15 protein-coding genes are annotated in these 17491 nt (G+C 74.2%); 8 read left to right on the forward strand and 7 right to left on the reverse strand.

Annotated elements, in window-relative coordinates; genetic code table 11:
- Nucleotides 1-377 precede the first annotated feature (377 nt).
- On the forward strand, nucleotides 378-1403 hold the full coding sequence (locus tag AB0C21_RS20970; protein ID WP_200842178.1) for a LysR family transcriptional regulator: 1026 nt from the start codon (nucleotides 378-380) through the stop codon (nucleotides 1401-1403).
- 31 nt (nucleotides 1404-1434) lie between these two features.
- On the opposite strand, the gene AB0C21_RS20975 is transcribed toward AB0C21_RS20970, so the two are convergent.
- Nucleotides 1435-2358, reverse strand: coding sequence for a carbohydrate kinase family protein (locus AB0C21_RS20975; RefSeq protein ID WP_149262176.1), 924 nt, complete (start codon nucleotides 2356-2358; stop codon nucleotides 1435-1437).
- A 166-nt stretch (nucleotides 2359-2524) separates the two neighbouring features.
- Between AB0C21_RS20975 and AB0C21_RS20980 the strand changes: the two genes are divergently transcribed.
- From AB0C21_RS20980 to AB0C21_RS20995, 4 genes are all read left to right on the forward strand, one after another.
- Nucleotides 2525-4963, forward strand: coding sequence for a bifunctional acetate--CoA ligase family protein/GNAT family N-acetyltransferase (locus AB0C21_RS20980; RefSeq protein WP_500206196.1), 2439 nt, complete (start codon nucleotides 2525-2527; stop codon nucleotides 4961-4963).
- Nucleotides 4964-5388: 425 nt separating this feature from the next.
- Entirely contained in the window at nucleotides 5389-5970 is a 582-nt protein-coding gene (locus AB0C21_RS20985) for a DUF5998 family protein (protein WP_149262178.1), read from the forward strand.
- A 5-nt stretch (nucleotides 5971-5975) separates the two neighbouring features.
- Entirely contained in the window at nucleotides 5976-7133 is a 1158-nt protein-coding gene (locus tag AB0C21_RS20990; RefSeq protein WP_500206198.1) for an alkaline phosphatase family protein, read from the forward strand.
- A gap of 73 nt (nucleotides 7134-7206) precedes the next feature.
- Nucleotides 7207-8037, forward strand: coding sequence for a sulfurtransferase (locus AB0C21_RS20995; protein ID WP_500206200.1), 831 nt, complete (start codon nucleotides 7207-7209; stop codon nucleotides 8035-8037).
- A 19-nt stretch (nucleotides 8038-8056) separates the two neighbouring features.
- On the opposite strand, the gene AB0C21_RS21000 is transcribed toward AB0C21_RS20995, so the two are convergent.
- The 4 genes from AB0C21_RS21000 to AB0C21_RS21015 are packed head-to-tail and all read right to left on the reverse strand — an operon-like array spanning nucleotide 8057 to nucleotide 12776.
- Complete coding sequence (locus tag AB0C21_RS21000) at nucleotides 8057-10573, reverse strand: CHAT domain-containing protein (RefSeq protein WP_500206202.1); 2517 nt, start codon at nucleotides 10571-10573, stop codon at nucleotides 8057-8059.
- On the reverse strand, nucleotides 10570-11016 hold the full coding sequence (locus AB0C21_RS21005; protein WP_500206204.1) for a hypothetical protein: 447 nt from the start codon (nucleotides 11014-11016) through the stop codon (nucleotides 10570-10572). The genes AB0C21_RS21000 and AB0C21_RS21005 overlap by 4 nt, the downstream gene beginning before the upstream one ends.
- Nucleotides 11013-11552 carry an RNA polymerase sigma factor gene (locus tag AB0C21_RS21010; protein WP_149262180.1) on the reverse strand — a complete coding sequence of 180 codons (540 nt, stop codon included), beginning with the start codon at nucleotides 11550-11552 and terminating at the stop codon, nucleotides 11013-11015. The genes AB0C21_RS21005 and AB0C21_RS21010 overlap by 4 nt, the downstream gene beginning before the upstream one ends.
- Nucleotides 11553-11585: 33 nt before the next feature.
- Nucleotides 11586-12776 (reverse strand): S8 family peptidase, encoded by a 1191-nt coding sequence (locus AB0C21_RS21015; RefSeq protein WP_500206206.1) that lies wholly within the window; start codon nucleotides 12774-12776, stop codon nucleotides 11586-11588.
- A gap of 330 nt (nucleotides 12777-13106) precedes the next feature.
- On the opposite strand from AB0C21_RS21015, the gene AB0C21_RS21020 reads away from it, so the two are divergent.
- The 3 genes from AB0C21_RS21020 to AB0C21_RS21030 all read left to right on the forward strand — a co-directional run bounded on the left by AB0C21_RS21020 (nucleotide 13107) and on the right by AB0C21_RS21030 (nucleotide 15727).
- The gene (locus tag AB0C21_RS21020) at nucleotides 13107-13601 is read left to right on the forward strand and encodes a DUF3145 domain-containing protein (RefSeq protein ID WP_149262183.1); all 495 of its coding nucleotides are present in this window, start codon (nucleotides 13107-13109) and stop codon (nucleotides 13599-13601) included.
- Nucleotides 13602-13758: 157 nt separating this feature from the next.
- On the forward strand, nucleotides 13759-14586 hold the full coding sequence (locus AB0C21_RS21025) for an alpha/beta fold hydrolase (RefSeq protein WP_500206208.1): 828 nt from the start codon (nucleotides 13759-13761) through the stop codon (nucleotides 14584-14586).
- Complete coding sequence (locus AB0C21_RS21030; RefSeq protein WP_500206209.1) at nucleotides 14570-15727, forward strand: SpoIIE family protein phosphatase; 1158 nt, start codon at nucleotides 14570-14572, stop codon at nucleotides 15725-15727. The genes AB0C21_RS21025 and AB0C21_RS21030 overlap by 17 nt, the downstream gene beginning before the upstream one ends.
- Nucleotides 15728-15817: 90 nt before the next feature.
- On the opposite strand, the gene AB0C21_RS21035 is transcribed toward AB0C21_RS21030, so the two are convergent.
- Nucleotides 15818-17125 (reverse strand): beta-ketoacyl-[acyl-carrier-protein] synthase family protein, encoded by a 1308-nt coding sequence (locus AB0C21_RS21035; RefSeq protein ID WP_500206210.1) that lies wholly within the window; start codon nucleotides 17123-17125, stop codon nucleotides 15818-15820.
- Nucleotides 17126-17204: 79 nt separating this feature from the next.
- Nucleotides 17205-17456 carry an acyl carrier protein gene (locus AB0C21_RS21040; RefSeq protein ID WP_141583250.1) on the reverse strand — a complete coding sequence of 84 codons (252 nt, stop codon included), beginning with the start codon at nucleotides 17454-17456 and terminating at the stop codon, nucleotides 17205-17207.
- Nucleotides 17457-17491 lie beyond the last annotated feature (35 nt).

The following is a 17491-nucleotide window of genomic DNA, read 5'->3' on the forward strand; positions in this document are numbered from 1 at the left end:
GTACTGCGTTTTCTTTTCCGTGGGGGGGGGTGGGTGGGGGGGCGGGCCGGGGCGGGCGCCCCCCCCCCGGCCCCGGCGTCCGGTCCCGGCGCCGCGGCGGAGAAGAGCCGCGGCGAACGGGAGTCAGCGCCGGGCGGCGGCCTCGGCGGCCGGCACCGCCGAGGCACGCCCGGGAGCGCCGCCGTCCTGGGAGTGGGACGGGTGACGGCGGCGGTGGAGCGGCTCGAAGGAAAGTGTTCTAGAGGTTAGAAAACTCTGTCCAGTTGTTTGGCAGAACATCTTGAGATAAGTTCAGGCGGAAATGTCATCATTTCCCGCTTAGTTGACCGCGCGGCCATTTCCGCGACGCGCCGGATGAGGTAGTAATGTCCCACCCCATGTCCCCGACCCTCGACTCGCTCCTGGAGTGTCCGCCCGGCCTGCTGGACATGACGTTCGACCAGCTCCGGACGCTGCTGGTGGTGCACGAGACGGGGTCGGCGCTACGGGCGGCCAGGGTGCTGGGCCGCGAGCAGTCGAGCGTCCAGAAGCAGCTCGACACGCTGAACCGCAACAGCCAGGTGCTGTGCGGCGAGGTCCTGACCGTCCGGCAGGGGCGCGGGAAGGACTACCTGTTCACCCCGACGGGGGAGACCACGGTCGAACTGGCGCGCACGACCTTCGAGAAATGGCTGGAGTCCATTCACTGGAGCCGGCGCCGCCTCGGCCGGATGCTGACGGTCGGGACGACCGAGTTCACCCTGCCGATCGTCTCCCGGGCCTGGGACCGGGTCTCGGAGGAGTTCCGGCAGCGGGAGGTCGAGTTCAAGGTCGCCCACGTCCGCACCAAGGACCTGTGGTCCCGGCTGGAGACCCGCCAGGTCGACCTCATCTGCGGCAGCATCGTCAGCACCCCGGAGGGCGACCTGCGCCTGAAGGAGTACGAGGTCATCGAGTACGCCCGGGGCCAGGCGCTGCTGCTCACCAACCTGCCGGAGGGGGAGCTGCCCGACACCCCCGTGGAGACCAGCCGCCTCGGCCGGATCCCGCTGGTGGTGCCGCCCGCCGGGCTCGTCGCCGACCTGCTCGCCACCTGGTACGGGACGAACTTCCGCGAGCGCCTGAGCGTCGTCGCCGACATCGACGACCTGCACTACGGGCTGTCGCTGCTGCGCTCCGGGTTCGTGCGCGGCTGCATGATCGTCACGGGTTCGATCGGGCGGGGGATGGCGGCGCAGGAGGACCCCGATGCCGTCCCGCTCCGCGCGATCAAGTTGCACGACGACCTGGAGCCCAAGGCCGAGCTCATGACGGGCGCCTTCGTCCGCCGCGCCGATCTCGAACGCTACGACGCGGGGCACCCCCTCAACCGCCTCTGGGACGCGGTCAAGGAGGACGTCCGCACCTACACCCCGCTCGCCTGACGGGCGCTGCCCCTGGGGGACCGGGCCGCCCCTACTTGATCTGGTTGTCGACCACGTCGAGGGTGGGGCGGGCGCCCAGGTGCTGCATGGCGCGGGCGGCCAGGCGGCAGCCCGCGGTGAGCGCGTCGGCCGGCTGCTTGCCGTCCAGCCAGGGCGGGAGGAACCCGGCGACGAACGCGTCGCCGGCGCCGGTGCCGTCGACGATCTTCTCGACGGGCTCCGCCGCGACGGTGACCGGCTCGGGGCGGCCGTTGGTGTACCAGAGGGCGCCGTCGGCGCCGCTCTTGATGACGACCTGGGGGTACCAGGCGGTCAGCACCTTGGCGGCCTGCTCCGGGGTGTCGCGGCCGGTGAGGATCTCGGCCTCCTTGGCGTTGACGACCAGGAGGCGGGCGCCCTGCGTCCACTCCAGGAAGGGCTCGGCGCCCATCCGCTTGAGCGGGGAGGAGGAGCCGCCGTCCACGGAGACCGACATCTGCGCCTTGCGGGCGATGTCGAGGGTGTGGATGGCCGCCTTGCGGGAGCCCTCGTTGATCAGGGAGTACCCGGACAGGTGCAGGTGGGTGCCCTGGGAGAACAGGTCCTTGCAGCGCTCGATGTCCTCCGGGAGGAGGGCGGCGTTGGCGCCGGGGTCCGACAGCATCGTCCGGTCGCCCTTGTGGGTGACCATGACCACGCAGGTGCCGGTGGGGCGCTCCTGGTCCATGACGAGGCGGGCGTCGACGCCGTAGCCCATCAACTCCATGTCCCGGTTACGGCCCGCGATGTCGGAGCCGCGGCGGCCGACGAAGGCGGCGTCGGTCCCTTCCACGGCGAGCCATGCGGCCACGTTCGCACCGGAGCCGCCACCGTGGGTTGTCACGGCGGCGGGCGTGTCGCTCCCCTTCGCAAGGGGATACGCGGCACGAGCCACGGTGTCTGTCATAAGATCGCCGACCACGACCACGCGCGTCATGGAGTCATCACCTCGATCAACACGGCCCGCGCGAGCGGCATTCAGGGCGTGTGCTCGACCGTAACAGCTCTCGAGCCCCGATTAGGTCTCGAACGCGCAGCGAAACCGAGGAAGCCCGTTTTTCTTCGCGGGGGCCGTGACGCATCCGTGCCTTACCCTCGGGTACGTGACCGAGCGTTACCCGGACCAGTGGGAGGCCGACGTCGTCCTCAGCGACGGCGGGACGGCCCATCTGCGTCCCATCCGGCCCGAGGACGCCGAGCTCCTGCGCACGTTCCACGCGCGGCTGTCCCCGGAGTCGATCTACTACCGGTTCTTCTCCCCGCGCCCCCACCTGTCGGACCGCGACGTCGAGCACTTCACGACCGTCGACTACGACCGGCGTGTCGCGCTGATCGCCACGATCGCCGGGGAGATGGTGGCGGTCGTCCGCTACGACAGCCTGGCCGACCGGCCGGAGACGGCGGAGGTGGCGTTCCTCGTGGAGGACGCGCACCAGGGCCGCGGGCTCGGCGCCGTGCTGCTGGAGCACATCGCAGCGGCGGCGCGGGAGCGGGGCGTGCGCCGGTTCGTGGCGAGCGTCCTGCCCGACAACCGCCGGATGACCCGGGTGTTCCGGGAGGCGGGGTACCAGGCGGAGCAGCGCTTCGAGGAGGGCGTGATCGAGCTCGTCCTCGACCTGGAGCCGACCGACACCTCGCTGGAGGTCATGACGGCGCGCGAGCACCGGGCCGAGTCGCGGTCGATCCAGCGGCTGCTGTTCCCGCGGTCGGTGGCGGTGATCGGCGCGAGCCGGGCCGAGCACAGCGTGGGGCAGACCGTCCTGCGGAACCTGCTCGCCGGCGACTTCAGCGGACCGGTGTACCCGGTGCATCCGTCGGCGGTCGCGGTGGCCGGGGTCCGCGCGTACGCGTCGGTCCTGGAGATCCCGGACGATGTGGACCTCGCCGTCGTGGCCGTGCGCGCCGACGCCGTCCACGAGGTCGTGGAGGAGTGCGCGGGCAAGGGCGTGCGGGGGCTGGTCGTCGTGTCGTCCGGCTTCGGCGAGGTAGGGGAAGAGGGGCGCGCCGCCCAAGAGCAACTGGTGCGGCTTGCGCGCGCCTACGGGATGCGGGTGGTCGGCCCCAACTGCCTGGGCATCGCCAACACCGACACCGACGTGCGGCTGAACGCGACCCTGGCGCCGACCATGCCGGGACGCGGCCCGGTGGGGTTCTTCTCCCAGTCCGGTGCGCTGGGCATCGCCATCTTGCAGCGGACGGCCGAACGCGGTCTCGGGCTGTCCACGTTCGTCTCGGCGGGGAACCGGGCGGACGTCTCCGGCAACGACCTCATGCAGTACTGGGAGGAGGACCCGGCGACCAGGGCCGTCCTGCTCTATCTGGAGTCGCTGGGCAACCCCCGCAAGTTCGCGCGGCTGGCGCGCAGGCTCGGCCGCCGCAAGCCGATCGTGGCGGTGAAGAGCGGCCGCAGCACGCAGGGCGTCCCGATCGGGCACGCGGCGCGGGCGCTCACCCTGCCCGACCACGCGGTCAGCGCGCTGTTCGAGCAGGCAGGCGTGATCCGGGTGGAGGACCTCGCGGAGCTGTTCGACGTGGCGCAGGTGCTGGCCTACCAGCCGCTCCCGGCCGGCGACCGCATCGCGATCATCGACAACTCCAACTCGCTGGGCCTGCTGGCGCAGGACGAGGCCGTCGCGCTCGGCCTGGAGGTGCGGCCCCGCATCGACCTCGGCCCGAGCGCCGACGCCGACGACTACGAGGCCGCCCTCGCCGGGGCGCTGGACGACGACTCGGTCGACGCGGTCGTGGCGCTGTTCACGCCCCCGACGATCGGCGGCTTCGACGTCCGCGTCCCCGAGAAGATCCTCCGGCTGGCCGCCGAGGGCAGGAAGCCGATCGTGGCGACCTACCTCGGCACCGAGGGCATGCCCGCCGAGCTGCGCGTCACCGGCCCGGACGGGATGGCCGCGGAGGGCTCCGTGCCGTCCTACGCCTCGCCCGAAGACGCCGTCAGGGCGCTCGCGTACGTGATCCGGTACGCGCAGTGGCGGCAGCGTCCCGCCGGCCGCATGCCGGCGTTCGAGGACGTGGACCGCGCCAAGGCGCGGGAACTGGTCGCCGGGTGGCTGGGCGACGGCGGCCCCGTCGAGGTCGCGCCGGAGCAGGCGGTGGAGCTGCTGGCGTGCTACGGCATCGGGCTCGCCGGCGGCACGGACGGGGTCGCGACCCGCATCGTGGTCCGGGAGGACCCCTCGTTCGGCGCGCTGATCTCCTTCGGGATCGCCGACGAGACCGCCGAGCTGCTGGAGGACCGCGCCTACCGCCTGTCGCCGCTCGCGGACGCGGAGGCGGCCGAGATGATCCGTGCGATCCGCACCGCGCCGCTGCTGCTCGGGCACCGCGGCGCCGATCCGGTGAACCTCGGGGCCCTTGAGGAGCTGCTGCTGCGCGCGTCCCGCCTCGGCTACGACCTCCCCGAGGTGGCGCGGCTGGAGCTGAACCCCGTCATGGTCGGCGCGTCCGGTGTCGCGGTGCGCGCGGTCAGGCTGACGCTGGGACGCCCCCTCGGGCCGCGTCCCGAACTGGAGCCGCGCCACCTCTGACCCGGGTCGGGCCGTCGTCTCACCCCGGGGGCGGGGGAGGGCTGGGCCGCGGCGTCGGCGGGACGGGATCCGGCTCGGGCCCCGGCGGGATCGGCTCGGGAGGCGGCGCGGGCGGCACCGGCTCCGGTGCCGGGCCGGGCGGGGTGGGCTCCGGGGGCGGTCCGGGCGGCACGGGCTCGGGCGAAGGCCCCGGCGGGACGGGGCCGGGGGGCTGCGGTGCGGGCCCCGGCGTGGGGCCGGGCGGAGGCTCGGGCGGCACGGGGGGCTGCGGGGGAGGAGCCGGGTCCGGCGTGGGCGGGGGCACCGGCGGCGGGGTCGGCAGTGGATGCTCGTCCATGCCCACCCCCTACCCCGCGCGGGGACATATGACCGTGTGCCGTGCCGGTCATGTGCGCGTCCGGCCCCGGACAGGGCAGGATGGGGCCATGAGGGAAACCCGAGCGACCGTCAGTGGTCTGCGCACGGCGATCGAGCGCAGCGGATATTACCCCGCCCTGGTCGCGGACGCGGTCGAGTCGGCCGTGGGGGACGAGCGCGTCGTCGCCTACGTCGTCCACCACGAGGCGACCTTCGACCCGGCGATGGAGGTGCGGCGGCACGTGACCGTGCTCGTGCTGTCGGCGAGCCGGCTGCTGGTGTGCCACACCGACGAGCACCCGCCCGGCGAGGGCATGACCCGGCCGCACGCGTCCACCACGACCGAGGCCGTCAAGCTGGAGCGCGTCCAGTCGGTGGCGGTGACGCGGGTGGTCCCCGACCCGGCCTCCTACGTGCCCGGGGTGCCGCCCACCGAGGTGGTGCTGACCATCGGCTGGGGCGCCATCGCCCACATCGACCTCGAACCCGCGACGTGCGGCGACGAGAACTGCGAGGCCGACCACGGCTACACCGGCAGCGTCACCGCCGACGACCTGTCGCTGCGGGTCAGCGAGGCCGCGGACGGCGCGGACGCCGTGAGCCAGGTGCTGGCGTTCGCCGAGGAACTGTCCGCCGCGACCGCCAAGTGAGCGGGGTGCCCGCCGGAGGGGGCGGCGAGCCCCGCCAAGGCGCGCCCATCGCCGCACCGCCCGTCCCGCGTTACGGAGAGGGCGCGCTGGCCGACCTGCCGGTTTCCGCGCTGGCCGCGCTGGGCGTCCCGGGCGCGCCCAACGTCCTCGGCCTGCCCGCCGTGCCGCGCGTCTGCGTGCTGCTGGTCGACGGCCTCGGCTGGGAGCAGCTGAAGGCCCACCCCGCCGAGGCGCCCTTCCTGAACGCGCTGGAAGGCGGCCCGATCACCGCCGGGTTCCCGGCGACGACCGTCAGCAGCCTCGGCTCGCTGGCGACCGGCGCCCCGCCCGGTGAGCACGGCCTGCTCGGCGTGCAGGTCGCGGTCCCCGGCACCGGCCGGCTGCTGAACCTCCTGCGCTGGGGGGACGACACCGTCGACCCCGAGACGTTCCAGCCGGTCCCGACCGTCTACGGCCGGGCGGCGGCGGACGGCGTCGAGGTGGCGTACGTGTCGAACCCCCTGTACCGGAAGTCGAGCCTCAGCCGCGCCACCGCGCGGGGCGCCGACTACGTGGGAGCCGCCGGCCTCGGCCAGCTGGTCGGCCGCGCCGAGCTGGCCCTGCGCCGCGGCGACCGGTCCTACGTCACCGTCTACCACGGCGACCTCGACGCGACCGGCCACCGGTTCGGGGTCGGGTCGGCCGACTGGCGGCACCAGCTGCGGTTCGTCGACCTCCTCGCGCAGGAGATCGCGTCCGTGCTGCCGCCGGGGTCGTCCCTGCACGTGACCGCCGACCACGGCATGGTCGACCCGGGCGAGCGGATCGACGCCGACACCGTCCCCGAACTGGGGGAGGGCGTCGCCCTGCTCGGCGGGGACGCCCGTGCCCGCTACGTCTACAGCGAGCCGGGCGCCCACGACGACGTGCTCGCCGCCTGGACGGCCCTGCTGGGCGACCGGGCATGGGTCGTCAGCAGCGAGCAGGCGGCGGAGAACGGATGGTTCGGCCGGATCGGCCCCGGGATGCTGGAACGCGTCGGCGACGTGATCGCCGTCCCGCACGCCGACCTCGCGATCACCGCGTCCGAGCGGGAGCCCTGGCTGGACCGGATGGTCGGCATGCACGGCTCCCTCGTCCCGGCCGAGCAACTGGTGCCGCTGCTCACCGCGTCCCGGCCCTGAGATCCCGTGCGGAGTTGAGATGAACCCGGATTCGCCCCTCCCTAATCGGGGCAACGACGGCCAAACTGGCGATGTGCACCCTCTCATCGAAGTGCCCGCGCTGGACCGGCTGCTCCGAGGACAGGCGAACGTGGTCCTGCTGGACGTGCGATGGCATCTGGCCGGACCGCCGGGGATCGAGTCCTACCGCAAGGGGCACCTGCCGGGTGCCGTGTTCGTCGACCTCGACCGCGACGTGGCCGGGCCGCCCGGCCCCGGCGGGCGCCACCCCCTGCCGGACCCCGCCGCCTTCGAGGCCGCGATGCGCCGCGCCGGCGTCTCGGCCGACAGCCTGGTCGTGGTGTACGACGACGCCGACTCCACGGCGGCCGCCCGGGTCTGGTGGTCGCTGCGCTACTTCGGGCACGAGCGGGTCCGCGTCCTGGACGGCGGGTACCGCGCCTGGGCGGAGGCCGGGCACGCGGTGAGCACCGCCGAGCCCGAGGTCAAGCCGGGCGGCTTCACCGCCGACCCCGGCCGCCTGCCCGTGCTGGACGCCGAGGGCGCCGCGGAGCTGGCCCGGGCGGGGGTGCTGCTGGACGCCCGCGCCGCCGAGCGCTACCGCGGCGAGCAGGAGCCGGTCGACCCCGTCGCCGGGCACATCCCGGGCGCGCGCAACGCCCCCACGTCCGGCAACGTCGGCGTCGACGGCCGGTTCCTGCCGCCCGAACTGCTGCGCGAGCGGTTCGCCCAGCTCGGCGCCACCGACGCCCTCGACGTCGGCGCCTACTGCGGCTCGGGCGTCACCGCCGCGCACGAGATCCTCGCCCTCCACCTCGCCGGCATCCCGGCCGCCCTCTACGTGGGGTCCTGGTCGAACTGGGTGACCGACCCCGGCAACCCGGTCGCCACCGGCGACGGCTGACCCGCGCTCCGGGCCCGTCTCAGCCGGCGCCCATGGCCAGGAAACCGGCGGTGGCCGGGGTCCGGGGGATGGCGGCCAGCGCCCGGGAGGGGGCCAGGCCGTCAGCCAGGGCCGTATGGAAGGCGGTCATGAAGGCGGGGGTCGCGTCGTCCCGGACGGGCAGGACGCTGGCGATGACGGTGGCGGTGCCGAGGGCGAGGAGGGCGCCGGCCATGCCGAGGACGGCGTCGCCCTCGTCGGCGCGGCCGATGTCGCACGCGGACAGGACGATCAGGTGCGGCGGATCGGTCAGCTCGTCAAGGTCGTGGACCATGAGCGGGCCGTCGGCCAGGCGCAGGCGCGAGAACAGGGCGTTGCCCTGGTGGAACTCGCCGTGGGCGGCGATGTGGGCGAGGGCGGCCCCTTCCAGGGCGTCGCGGACGGGCTCGGCGCGGGCGTCGGGCCCGTCCAGGACGACGGCGTCCGGGTGGAGGCGGCGGAGGGCGGCGATCTCACGGTCGGCGTGCAGAAGGTCGGGGCCCGCCACGAGGACGGCATGCCCGTCGGAGGGGGCGCGCGTGCAGGCCTGGAGCCAGGCCCGTGCGGACGGGACGATCGTGACCGGGCGTCCGGCCAGGGACGGGAGGGCCGCCCAGGGCAGCCCGTGCAGCGCGCCCGTCGGAGCGATCACCAGTTCCCGGTCGCCCAGGACGGCGTGAAGCGGATCGAGTAGGAGGCGGTCGAGGCGTTCCGCCGCACCCGTGAGGGCGGACGGCTCCGGCCGGCGGCCGTCCTCGGCGAGGCGGCGGGCCGCGAAGCGGAGCAGGACGGTCTCGCGCAGCGCCTCCTCCTGCGCGCCGAGGCGGTGCCGGCGGAGGCGGCCGCCCGCGACGGTGACGGCGTGCAGCTCGCCGCCGATCGCGATCAGCTCGACGAGGGCGCGGTCGCTTAGCGCGGCGGCCACCGCGCCGGCCGTGGCCGGGCGTCCCGGGGACGCGCCGGACGGGCGGCGGCGCGTCCGTTCGCGGATCCTGTCCTCCAGCTCGGCCAGGTCCGCCGCCGCGGCGGACGGGGCTCCGCCGCGGGCCGTGTCGGCGGTGCGGTCGACGCTGAGGGCGCGCAGCGCCGTCAGCGCCGCGGCGCGCTCGGGGTCCTTGGGCGGGCGGACGCGGACGGGCCGCGCGATGGCCCGCCGCCGCTCCTCCACGGCGAGCAGCTCCCGCGCCGACCCGGACAGGCGGAGGCCGAGCTCCGCCAGCTCCGCGGCCAGGCCCGCCGCGCGGGCGCGCAGGTCGAGCGCGTCCAGGACCTCCGCGTGCTCCTCGGTGACCTCCAGCCCGGCGCGCACCGCCGCGAGCGCGCCCCTGCGGGCGTCCCGGGAGGAGCGTTCGAGGGCTATCGCGTGCCAGGCGGCGATCCGGGCCGAGGCCGGGCCGCACGTCCGCCGGACGGAGGCCAGGAGATGGCCTGCAGGGCGGCCCAGTGACAGCGCCACGCGCGCGGCGATGATGCGGGCCTCGTCGGCGGCGTCCGCCCAGCCGGCGCCCTCCAGCCGTTCTGCCGCCGCCGTGGCGGAGCGGAGCAGGACGGGCGAGCGCTCCCCGGACGCCCACCGGACCTTGAGCAGCACGTGCTCGGCCAGGAGCGCCCACCCTGTGCGGTTCTGCTGGGCGAACGTCGTGCGGGCCCGCTCGGCCGCCACGGTGGCCTGTTCGGAATTCCCGTCGGCCAGTTCGGCGTGGGCGAGGAGCAGGTAGCCGTCCGCGATGTCGCATCCGTAGCCGTTCGTTGTGGCGGCCTCCAAGGCGGCGGTGAGGACAGGACGCGCCTCCCCTGGCAGACCGGCCATGATGAGGGTCTCCGCCTGGTCGAACCGGCACTGTGCCAGGCGCTCACCGGTCAGGCCCGGTTCGGCCTCTGCGAAGAGGCGAAGCGCGCGCGGGACGTCGCCACGCCGCGACACCGTGAACGCCAGGTTCCCCTTCGCCATGGCCGTCTGGTGGCGTAACCCGGCGGCTTCCCCCACGGCGACGGCTTCGGCCAGAGCCTCCTCCGCGCCGTCGTAGTCGCCGCGGAACGCCCGTGCCAGGCCGAGGTTGGTGAGCAGGCCGTTGAGCGCGGCGGGGTCGTGCCCTTCACGCAACCGGGGCAGGGCCTGCACGGCGACCTCGTGTGCCTCCTCCAGACGTCCGGCCCGCGCGAGAGCGCCTGCCGTGTTCGCGGCCAGGCGGTCGGCGTCGGGACCGTGCAGGACGGACGCCGCCCGGCGAGCGTGGGCGAGCGCCTCGGTGACCTCGCCGCGCGCCGTGAGCAGCCCGACGAGGTTCATCCGCACCTGCGCCGCCGCATACGGATCGGACCCGGACGCCAGTTCCAGGGCGCGTTGGAGGAAGGCGACCCCCTCGTCCAGCCGCCCCAGTTCCTTGGCGGCCAGGCCGGCCACGCGCAAGGGCAGGATCCCGCCGCCGTCCTCCAGCAACGCGAGCGCGCGGGTGAGTGCGGTCGCGGGGGCCTCGGCCGCCAGCCGCAGCAGGGCGCGCTCGTCGCGCCCGGTCACAGCCGGATCCAGCTCGTGACGATCGACGTCCCGTCGTCCAGCCGCAGGATCAGGCTCACCAGCCCGGACGGGACGCGCGGCAGCCAGAACATGCCGGCCGGGTCCGTGCGCGCCGTGGCCCCGCCCGGCGGCAGGTCGCGGTGGCGGACCTCGACGAGCGCCGGGGCGGCCGGGTCCAGCCGCCCGTGGACCTCCCGGTACCGGCCGTCCGGGGAAACCTCGATCTCGACCGTCGCGGCGGGGCAGGTGAACGTCAGGGTCCGGGGCCGGCCGCCGCGCACCCCGGCCGGGTGCCCGTCCTGGTCGTGCGCCAGCTCCGCCAGCCGCGCGGACGGCGCCCGCCACGCGATCGACGCGCGGGCCGCCGCGAGGACGGCCGGCGGCACGGGGTCGAGGACCTCGAACGTCTCGCGGATCCCCGCCATCAGCTCGTCGTCGTTCACGGGACGAGCCTCCGCAGCGACTCCAGGCAGCGCGCCCGCGTGGGGCCGACGCTGCCGACGGGGATGCCGAGGGCGGCGGCCAGCTCGGCGTGGCTCGGTGCGAGCGCGAACAGCCGCAGCAGCGTCCGGCAGCGCAGCGGCAGCCGCTCCAGCGCCGCGCCGACCAGGCCGAGCCGCTCGCGCGCCGCGACCACCCGGTCGGGCTCGGGTTCCGCCGCGCGCGGCGCGGGCACCGGCGGAAGCGGACGACCGCGCCGGCGCGCCAGCCGCAGGCTCTCGTTCCGCGCGGTCGTGGCCAGCCAGCACGCCGCGGCGGCCGGCTCGCGCAGCTCCCCGATGCGCTCCACCAGCCGCAGCCATGTCGTCTGCACGGCGTCGCCCGCGTCCGCGTCGTTCAAACCGTACGAGCGGGCGATCGACCACAGCAGCCCGCTGTGCCGCTCGACCAGCCGGGCCCACGCGTCCCCGTCGCCGTCGCGTGCCCGGACCACCAGCTCGTCCGTGTCGTCCCTATGGGCATCGTCCCTATGGGCCACCGAAGTCTCCTACCGAGGCCCCCTGCTCCACTTTCACCCTAAGGCATCGACCGATGACGCAGTGTGGACTTCGGTGCCGAGACCCGGAAGAACCGGGTGCCGCGCGGGATCCAGGACGCGGTCGGCCGCCTCGGGCGCGCCGATGCCCTCCTCCGCCGCGACGGCGGCGATCCGGCCCGCCACGACCGGCGTCGCGAAGGACGTCCCGCTCCATGTCGCGAAGCCCTCGAACCGGTCGGGATCGGACCCGTTCACCGCGGCGCGGGGGCCGTCGAACCGGACGAAGGCGCTGGCCAGGCCGACGCCCTGCGCGCACGCGTCCACCCACCAGCCGTGGTTGGAGAACCAGGCCCGGTCGTCGCCGTCCAGGGCGCCGACCCCGATGACCGGCTTCATCGCGGCGGGCCAGAACGGGCGGTCCGTCGCCGCGTTCCCCGCGCACGCCGCGACGACCGTGCGGCGGCCGAGCGCGGTGACCGCCTGGGACAGCACCGGCGAGGGCCGGTCGTCGTAGGTGTGGCAGCCGAGCGAGATGTTGACGACGTCGGCGCGGCCCCAGGCGGCGAGCCACTCCAGCGCCCGGATCACGTCCAGCTCGTCGCCGACCCCGTCGCCGCCTATGACGCGGCGGGCCCGCAGCACGGCGGACGGCGCCTGCGACAGGACGACGCCCGCGATGAACGTCCCGTGCCCGGCCTGCGCGTCCAGCGTGAAGTCGAGATCGGCGTCCAGGACCTCCGCCACCTCGTCCCGCTGCTCGCGGAACCACTCCTCGTCCTCGTACCAGGGGTGCGGCGCCAGGCCGGTGTCCAGGATCGCGACCGTCACGTCCCGCCGGACGGGGGCGCGCCTCGGCGCGGGCAGGGGAGCGGCGGGCCGGGGCAGGTCCGCGGGGCCGCTCCACCACATCGGCTGGCCGAGGACGAGGTGGTTCGGCGACACGCTCAGCCTGCGGTGCCGCCGGTCGGCGCCGCCGAGCACGGACGCCAGCTCGCACACGTCGACCTTCGCGGGGGCGCGCAGCCGCAGCCGCGCGACGCCGCCCTCGTCGTGGCGCGAGTCGAACCAGCGCCGCACCAGCGCCTCGGCCGCGCCGGCGTCCCGCCCGGCGACCAGGATCTCGTCCCGGCGGACCAGCGCCGGCCGCCCCGGCATCGGCTCCACCACGACCGCGTCCGGATGCCGCGCCAGCACCCGGTCGAGCCGCGCCTGTTGATCGAACATCGCCCCTCGCTCTCCACGAACCGGCCCCCTTCGCCCATCGTGCCCGCCCAATGACTCAGCGTGTCCAGTTGAGGGCCGAAGGTGGCCGAACGCGGCTCGGTGAGGAGTCTCACTCCGGGGCGCGGGCACGGCGGCGGGGCGCCCGCAATAGTGGATCTTGCCGGAAGTGCCGGGTGAACGATGTGCATCCTGTGTTCAAGCGTTCAACAAACTGCGAACTCCCGGTGGTGCGACTCGGGCCGATGATGCACAATGAGGGACGCGGACGCCGACTTGGGACGTACGAGGCCGTAGGGGAAGACGAGCCTCGGTACAGATCCAGGAGGTCCGGTGACCGCACGTGGCGTTTTTTACGTCCACTCCGCGCCACCTGCGCTGAGCCCGCACATCGAGTGGGCCGCCGCAGGTGTTCTTGGGGTGCCCGTTTCCCTTGAGTGGGCAGATCAGCCGGCCGCGCCCGGAACCCTGCGCGCCGAGCTTCATTGGGAGGGCAGGCCCGGCACCGCCGCGGGCATCACCTCCGCGCTGCGCAACTGGAAACTGGTGCGGTTCGAGGCCACCGAGGATCCGACGCCCGGCACCGACGGCGTCCGCTTCAGCTTCACCCCGTCCCTCGGGGTGTTCACGGGGGTCATCGGCGCCAACGGCGACATCATGATCCCCGAAGACCGGCTCCGCGCGGTGATGGCGAACGCCGCCGTCGGCAAGACCGCCCTGGAGCAGGAGCTCGACCGGCTGCTCGGCACGCCGTGGGACAACGAGCTGGAGCCCTTCCGCAGGGCCGGCGACGGCGCCCCCGTCCGCTGGCTGCACGCCGCCGTCTGAGCCGCCCGGCCGCCGTCCGAACGGCCGGCCGGGCGCCGTCCGCGCGAAGCGTACCCGTCCCGCAACGCGTACGCTCCGCCCGATCGGGAGGCGCTCACGCCCGCGACCGGGCGGCCCGGGAGGTGTGGAAACGGGAGGTCCGGGGCAGGCTGGGGCAATGACCGCATTGACCCGCAACAACGTCCACGACCTGGGCCGACGGTCAGAGCAGCCCCTCCTCTTCGCGCACGGGTTCGGCTGCGACCAGACGATGTGGCGGCTCACCGCGCCCGCCTTCGAGGCCGACCATCGGGTCGTCCTCTTCGACCACGTCGGGATGGGGGACTCGGATCTGGCGGCCTACTCGCCGGACCGGTACGACACCCTGGACGCCTACGCCGAGGACGTCCTGGACATCGTCCACGAACTGGGCCTCCGCGACGTGGTCTTCGTCGGGCACTCCGTCAGCGCGATGATCGGCGTGCTGGCGGCCAACCGGGAGCCGGACCGCTTCGCCGGCCTCGTGCTGGTCGGCCCCTCGCCCCGCTACGTCGACGAGGGCGACTACGTCGGCGGGTTCACCGGCGCCGACATCACCGAGCTCCTCGAGTCGCTGGAGAGCAACTATCTCGGCTGGTCCAGCCGGATGGCGCCGCTGATCATGGGGAATCCGGAACGGCCCGAGCTGGGCCGGGAGCTGACCAACTCCTTCTGCCGCACCGACCCCGCGATCATGCGGCAGTTCGCGCGCGTGACCTTCCTGTCCGACAACCGGGCCGACCTGGCCGAACTGAGCGTCCCGGCGCTGCTCCTGCAGTGCTCGGACGACATCATCGCCCCGGAGGCGGTGGGGGAGTACGTGCACCGCGCCATCCCCGGGAGCGAGCTGGTGAGGATGAAGGCGACCGGGCACTGCCCCAACCTGAGCGCGCCCGAGGAGACGATCGCGGCGATCAGGGATTTCCTGGCGAAGGTTCCGGGTGGCCGCGATGGCCGGCACGGATGACGAACTCGCCCGCCTGCGCACCCTCTACGAGCACGCGCCCTGCGGCTACCTGTCGCTGCGCCCGGACGGCACGATCACCAGGGTCAACCGGACGTTCCTCGACTGGACGGGCCACCGCGCCGAAGACCTGCTCGGCGGCACGCGCTTCCAGGAGCTGCTCCCGATCGGGGACCGCATCTACTACGAGACGCACTTCACACCACTGCTGACCATGCAGGGCGAGGTCCGGGAGATCGCCGTCGACCTGAGGTGCGCGGACGGCGAGCGGCTGCCCGTCCTGGTCAACTCGACGCTGCACCCGGAGGAGCCGGGCGGGCCCGCCGCCGTCCTGGTGAGCGTCTTCCAGGCCACCGACCGCCGGGAGTACGAGCGGGAGCTGCTCCACGCCCGCGGCCGCGCGCGGGAGTCGGAGGCGCGCGTCCGGCAGCTCGCCGAGACCCTCCAGCGCAGCTTCATCCCGCCCGCGCTGCCGCCCGTGCCCGGCCTGGAGGTGGGCGGCGCCTACCGCCCGGCCGGGGCCGGCGACGAGGTGGGAGGGGACTTCTACGACGTGTTCGAGGTCTCTCCCGACCGGTGGGGGCTGGTGCTGGGGGACGTGTGCGGCAAGGGGGTCGAGGCCGCGGTGGTGACGAGCCTGGCGCGGCACACGGTGCGGGCCGTCGCCACGGAGGCCGACTCGCCCGCCGGCGTCCTCCGCAGGCTGAACTCGTCCCTGCTGCGCCCCCGCGCGGAGCGGTTCTGCACCGCCGTCTACGCCGGTATCGAGCGCGGTCCGGGCGGCGGGCCGCTCCTGACGGTCTCGCTCGGCGGGCATCCCGCGCCGCTTCTGGGCACCGCCGCGGGCGAGGTGCGGTCCATCGGCCGGACCGGCGACCTGCTCGGCGTGTTCGAGGACGTGGTGCTCGCCGACGAGGCCGTGGAGCTGCGGTCCGGCGACGCCGTCCTCTTCTTCACCGACGGCGTCAGCGAGGCGCGCAGCGACGCGGAGCTGTTCGGCGAGGAACGGCTCGCCGACCTGCTGTCGGAGGTGCGGGCCCTCGACGCCGACGGCATCACCGCCCGCGTCGCCGACCGCGTCCTGGACTTCCAGGACGGCGTGCCGCGCGACGACATCGCGCTCGTCACCCTCAAGGTCCCATGAACGAACGAGCGCGGGCCGGACGGGCGCGGCCGGACGAGCGCACGCGAACGGCCCGGCGGGAACCCCGGCCGGGCCGTTCGACGAGACGGATCAGAGAGCGCGCTGGAAGGCGACCGACACGTTGTGGCCGCCGAATCCGAACGAGTTGTTGAGCGCCGCTGCCGGGCCGTCCGGGAGCTTGCGGGGCTCGTCGCGGGCGATGTCGAGGTCGACCTCGTCGTCGATGTCCTCCAGGTTCGCCACGAAGGGGACGAGCCCCTCCTTGAGCGCGAGCACCGTGAAGATCGACTCGAGCGCGCCGGCGCCGCCGAGCAGGTGCCCGGTCATCGACTTGGTCGCGGTGATGACCACCTGGCGGGCGGCCTCCTCGCCGAGCCCCGCCTTGATGGAGGCGAGCTCCGCGACGTCGCCCGCGGGGGTGGAGGTGGCGTGCGCGTTGATGTGGACGAGGTCGGTCGGCTCCAGGCCCGCGTCCTTGAGGGCCCGCTGCATCGCCTTCGCCTGCCCCGAGCCGGACGGGTCGGGCAGCACGATGTCGTAGGCGTCGCCGGAGTAGCCGCAGCCGGCCGCGAAGCCGTGGATGTTCGCGCCGCGGGCGCGGGCGTGCTCCTCCGACTCCAGGATCATCACGGCGGCGCCCTCGCCGAGCACGAACCCGTCGCGGTTCTTGTCGTAGGGCCGGGACGCGCGCTCCGGCTCCTCGTTGCGGGTCGACATCGCGCGCATCGCCCCGAACGAGGCCATCTGCAGGGGGTGTATGCACGACTCGGTGCCACCGCAGATCACCACGTCGGCGCGGCCCGCGCGGATCATGTCGATGGCGTACCCGACGGCCTCGCCGCTGGACGCGCAGGCGCTGACCAGGGCGTGCGAGCCGGCCATCGCGCCGAACTCGATGCCGACGTGCCCGGAGGCGCCGTTCGGCATCAGCATCGGGACGGTGAAGGGCGAGACCCGCGACCAGCCCTTCTCCCGGAAGACGTCATAGCTGTTCAGGGCGGTGTGCAGGCCGCCGATGCCGCTGGACAGCACCACGCCGAGGCGCTCGCCGTCCACGGTGAAGCCGCCCTCGACGCCGGGGCGCTCCATGCCCTTCTGCGGCTTGCCGCCCGTCGGCGCGGCGAACCCGGCGCTCGTCCAGGCCTCGCGCGCGGCGATCAGCGCGATCGCCTGGTTGCGGTCGAGCCGGCGCAGGTTCTGCTTCGGCATCACCTCGGACGGGTCGACCTTCAGCGTCGCGGCGAACCGGACCGGCAGGTCCTCGACGCCCTCCCAGTCCAGCTTGCGGATACCGGACTCGCCGGCGAGCAGGGCGGACCAGGTCGACGGCAGGTCGCCGCCGAGTGGGGTCGTTGCACCGAGACCGGTCACGACGACCCTGGTCTGGCTCTTGCTCATATTGGGTGCTCCTTGCGGACTGTGAGGGGAGGAGGGCAGGGCGCGCCGCCTCCCGGGTGGCGGCGCGCCCTCCCGCGGCTCAGCTCTGCAGGTTCTGGACGAAGTTGATGACGTCCTTGACCGTCTTCAGGTTGCGCAGCTCGTCGTCGGGGATCTCGACGCCGAACTTGTCCTGGGCGGCCACCGCGATCTCGACCATCGACAGCGAGTCGATGTCGAGGTCGTCGATGAAGTTCTTCTCCGGGGTGACCTCGGACTTGTCGATGCCGACGATCTCGTCGATGATCTCGGCGAGGCCGTCCAGGATCTGCTGTTCGGTGGCGACTGCCATGGTTCTGCGTTCTCCTTCGGTGGGTTGGTCCAGAG

It is taken from the genome of Spirillospora sp. NPDC049024 (assembly GCF_040649235.1).
Lineage (GTDB): Bacteria > Actinomycetota > Actinomycetes > Streptosporangiales > Streptosporangiaceae > Spirillospora.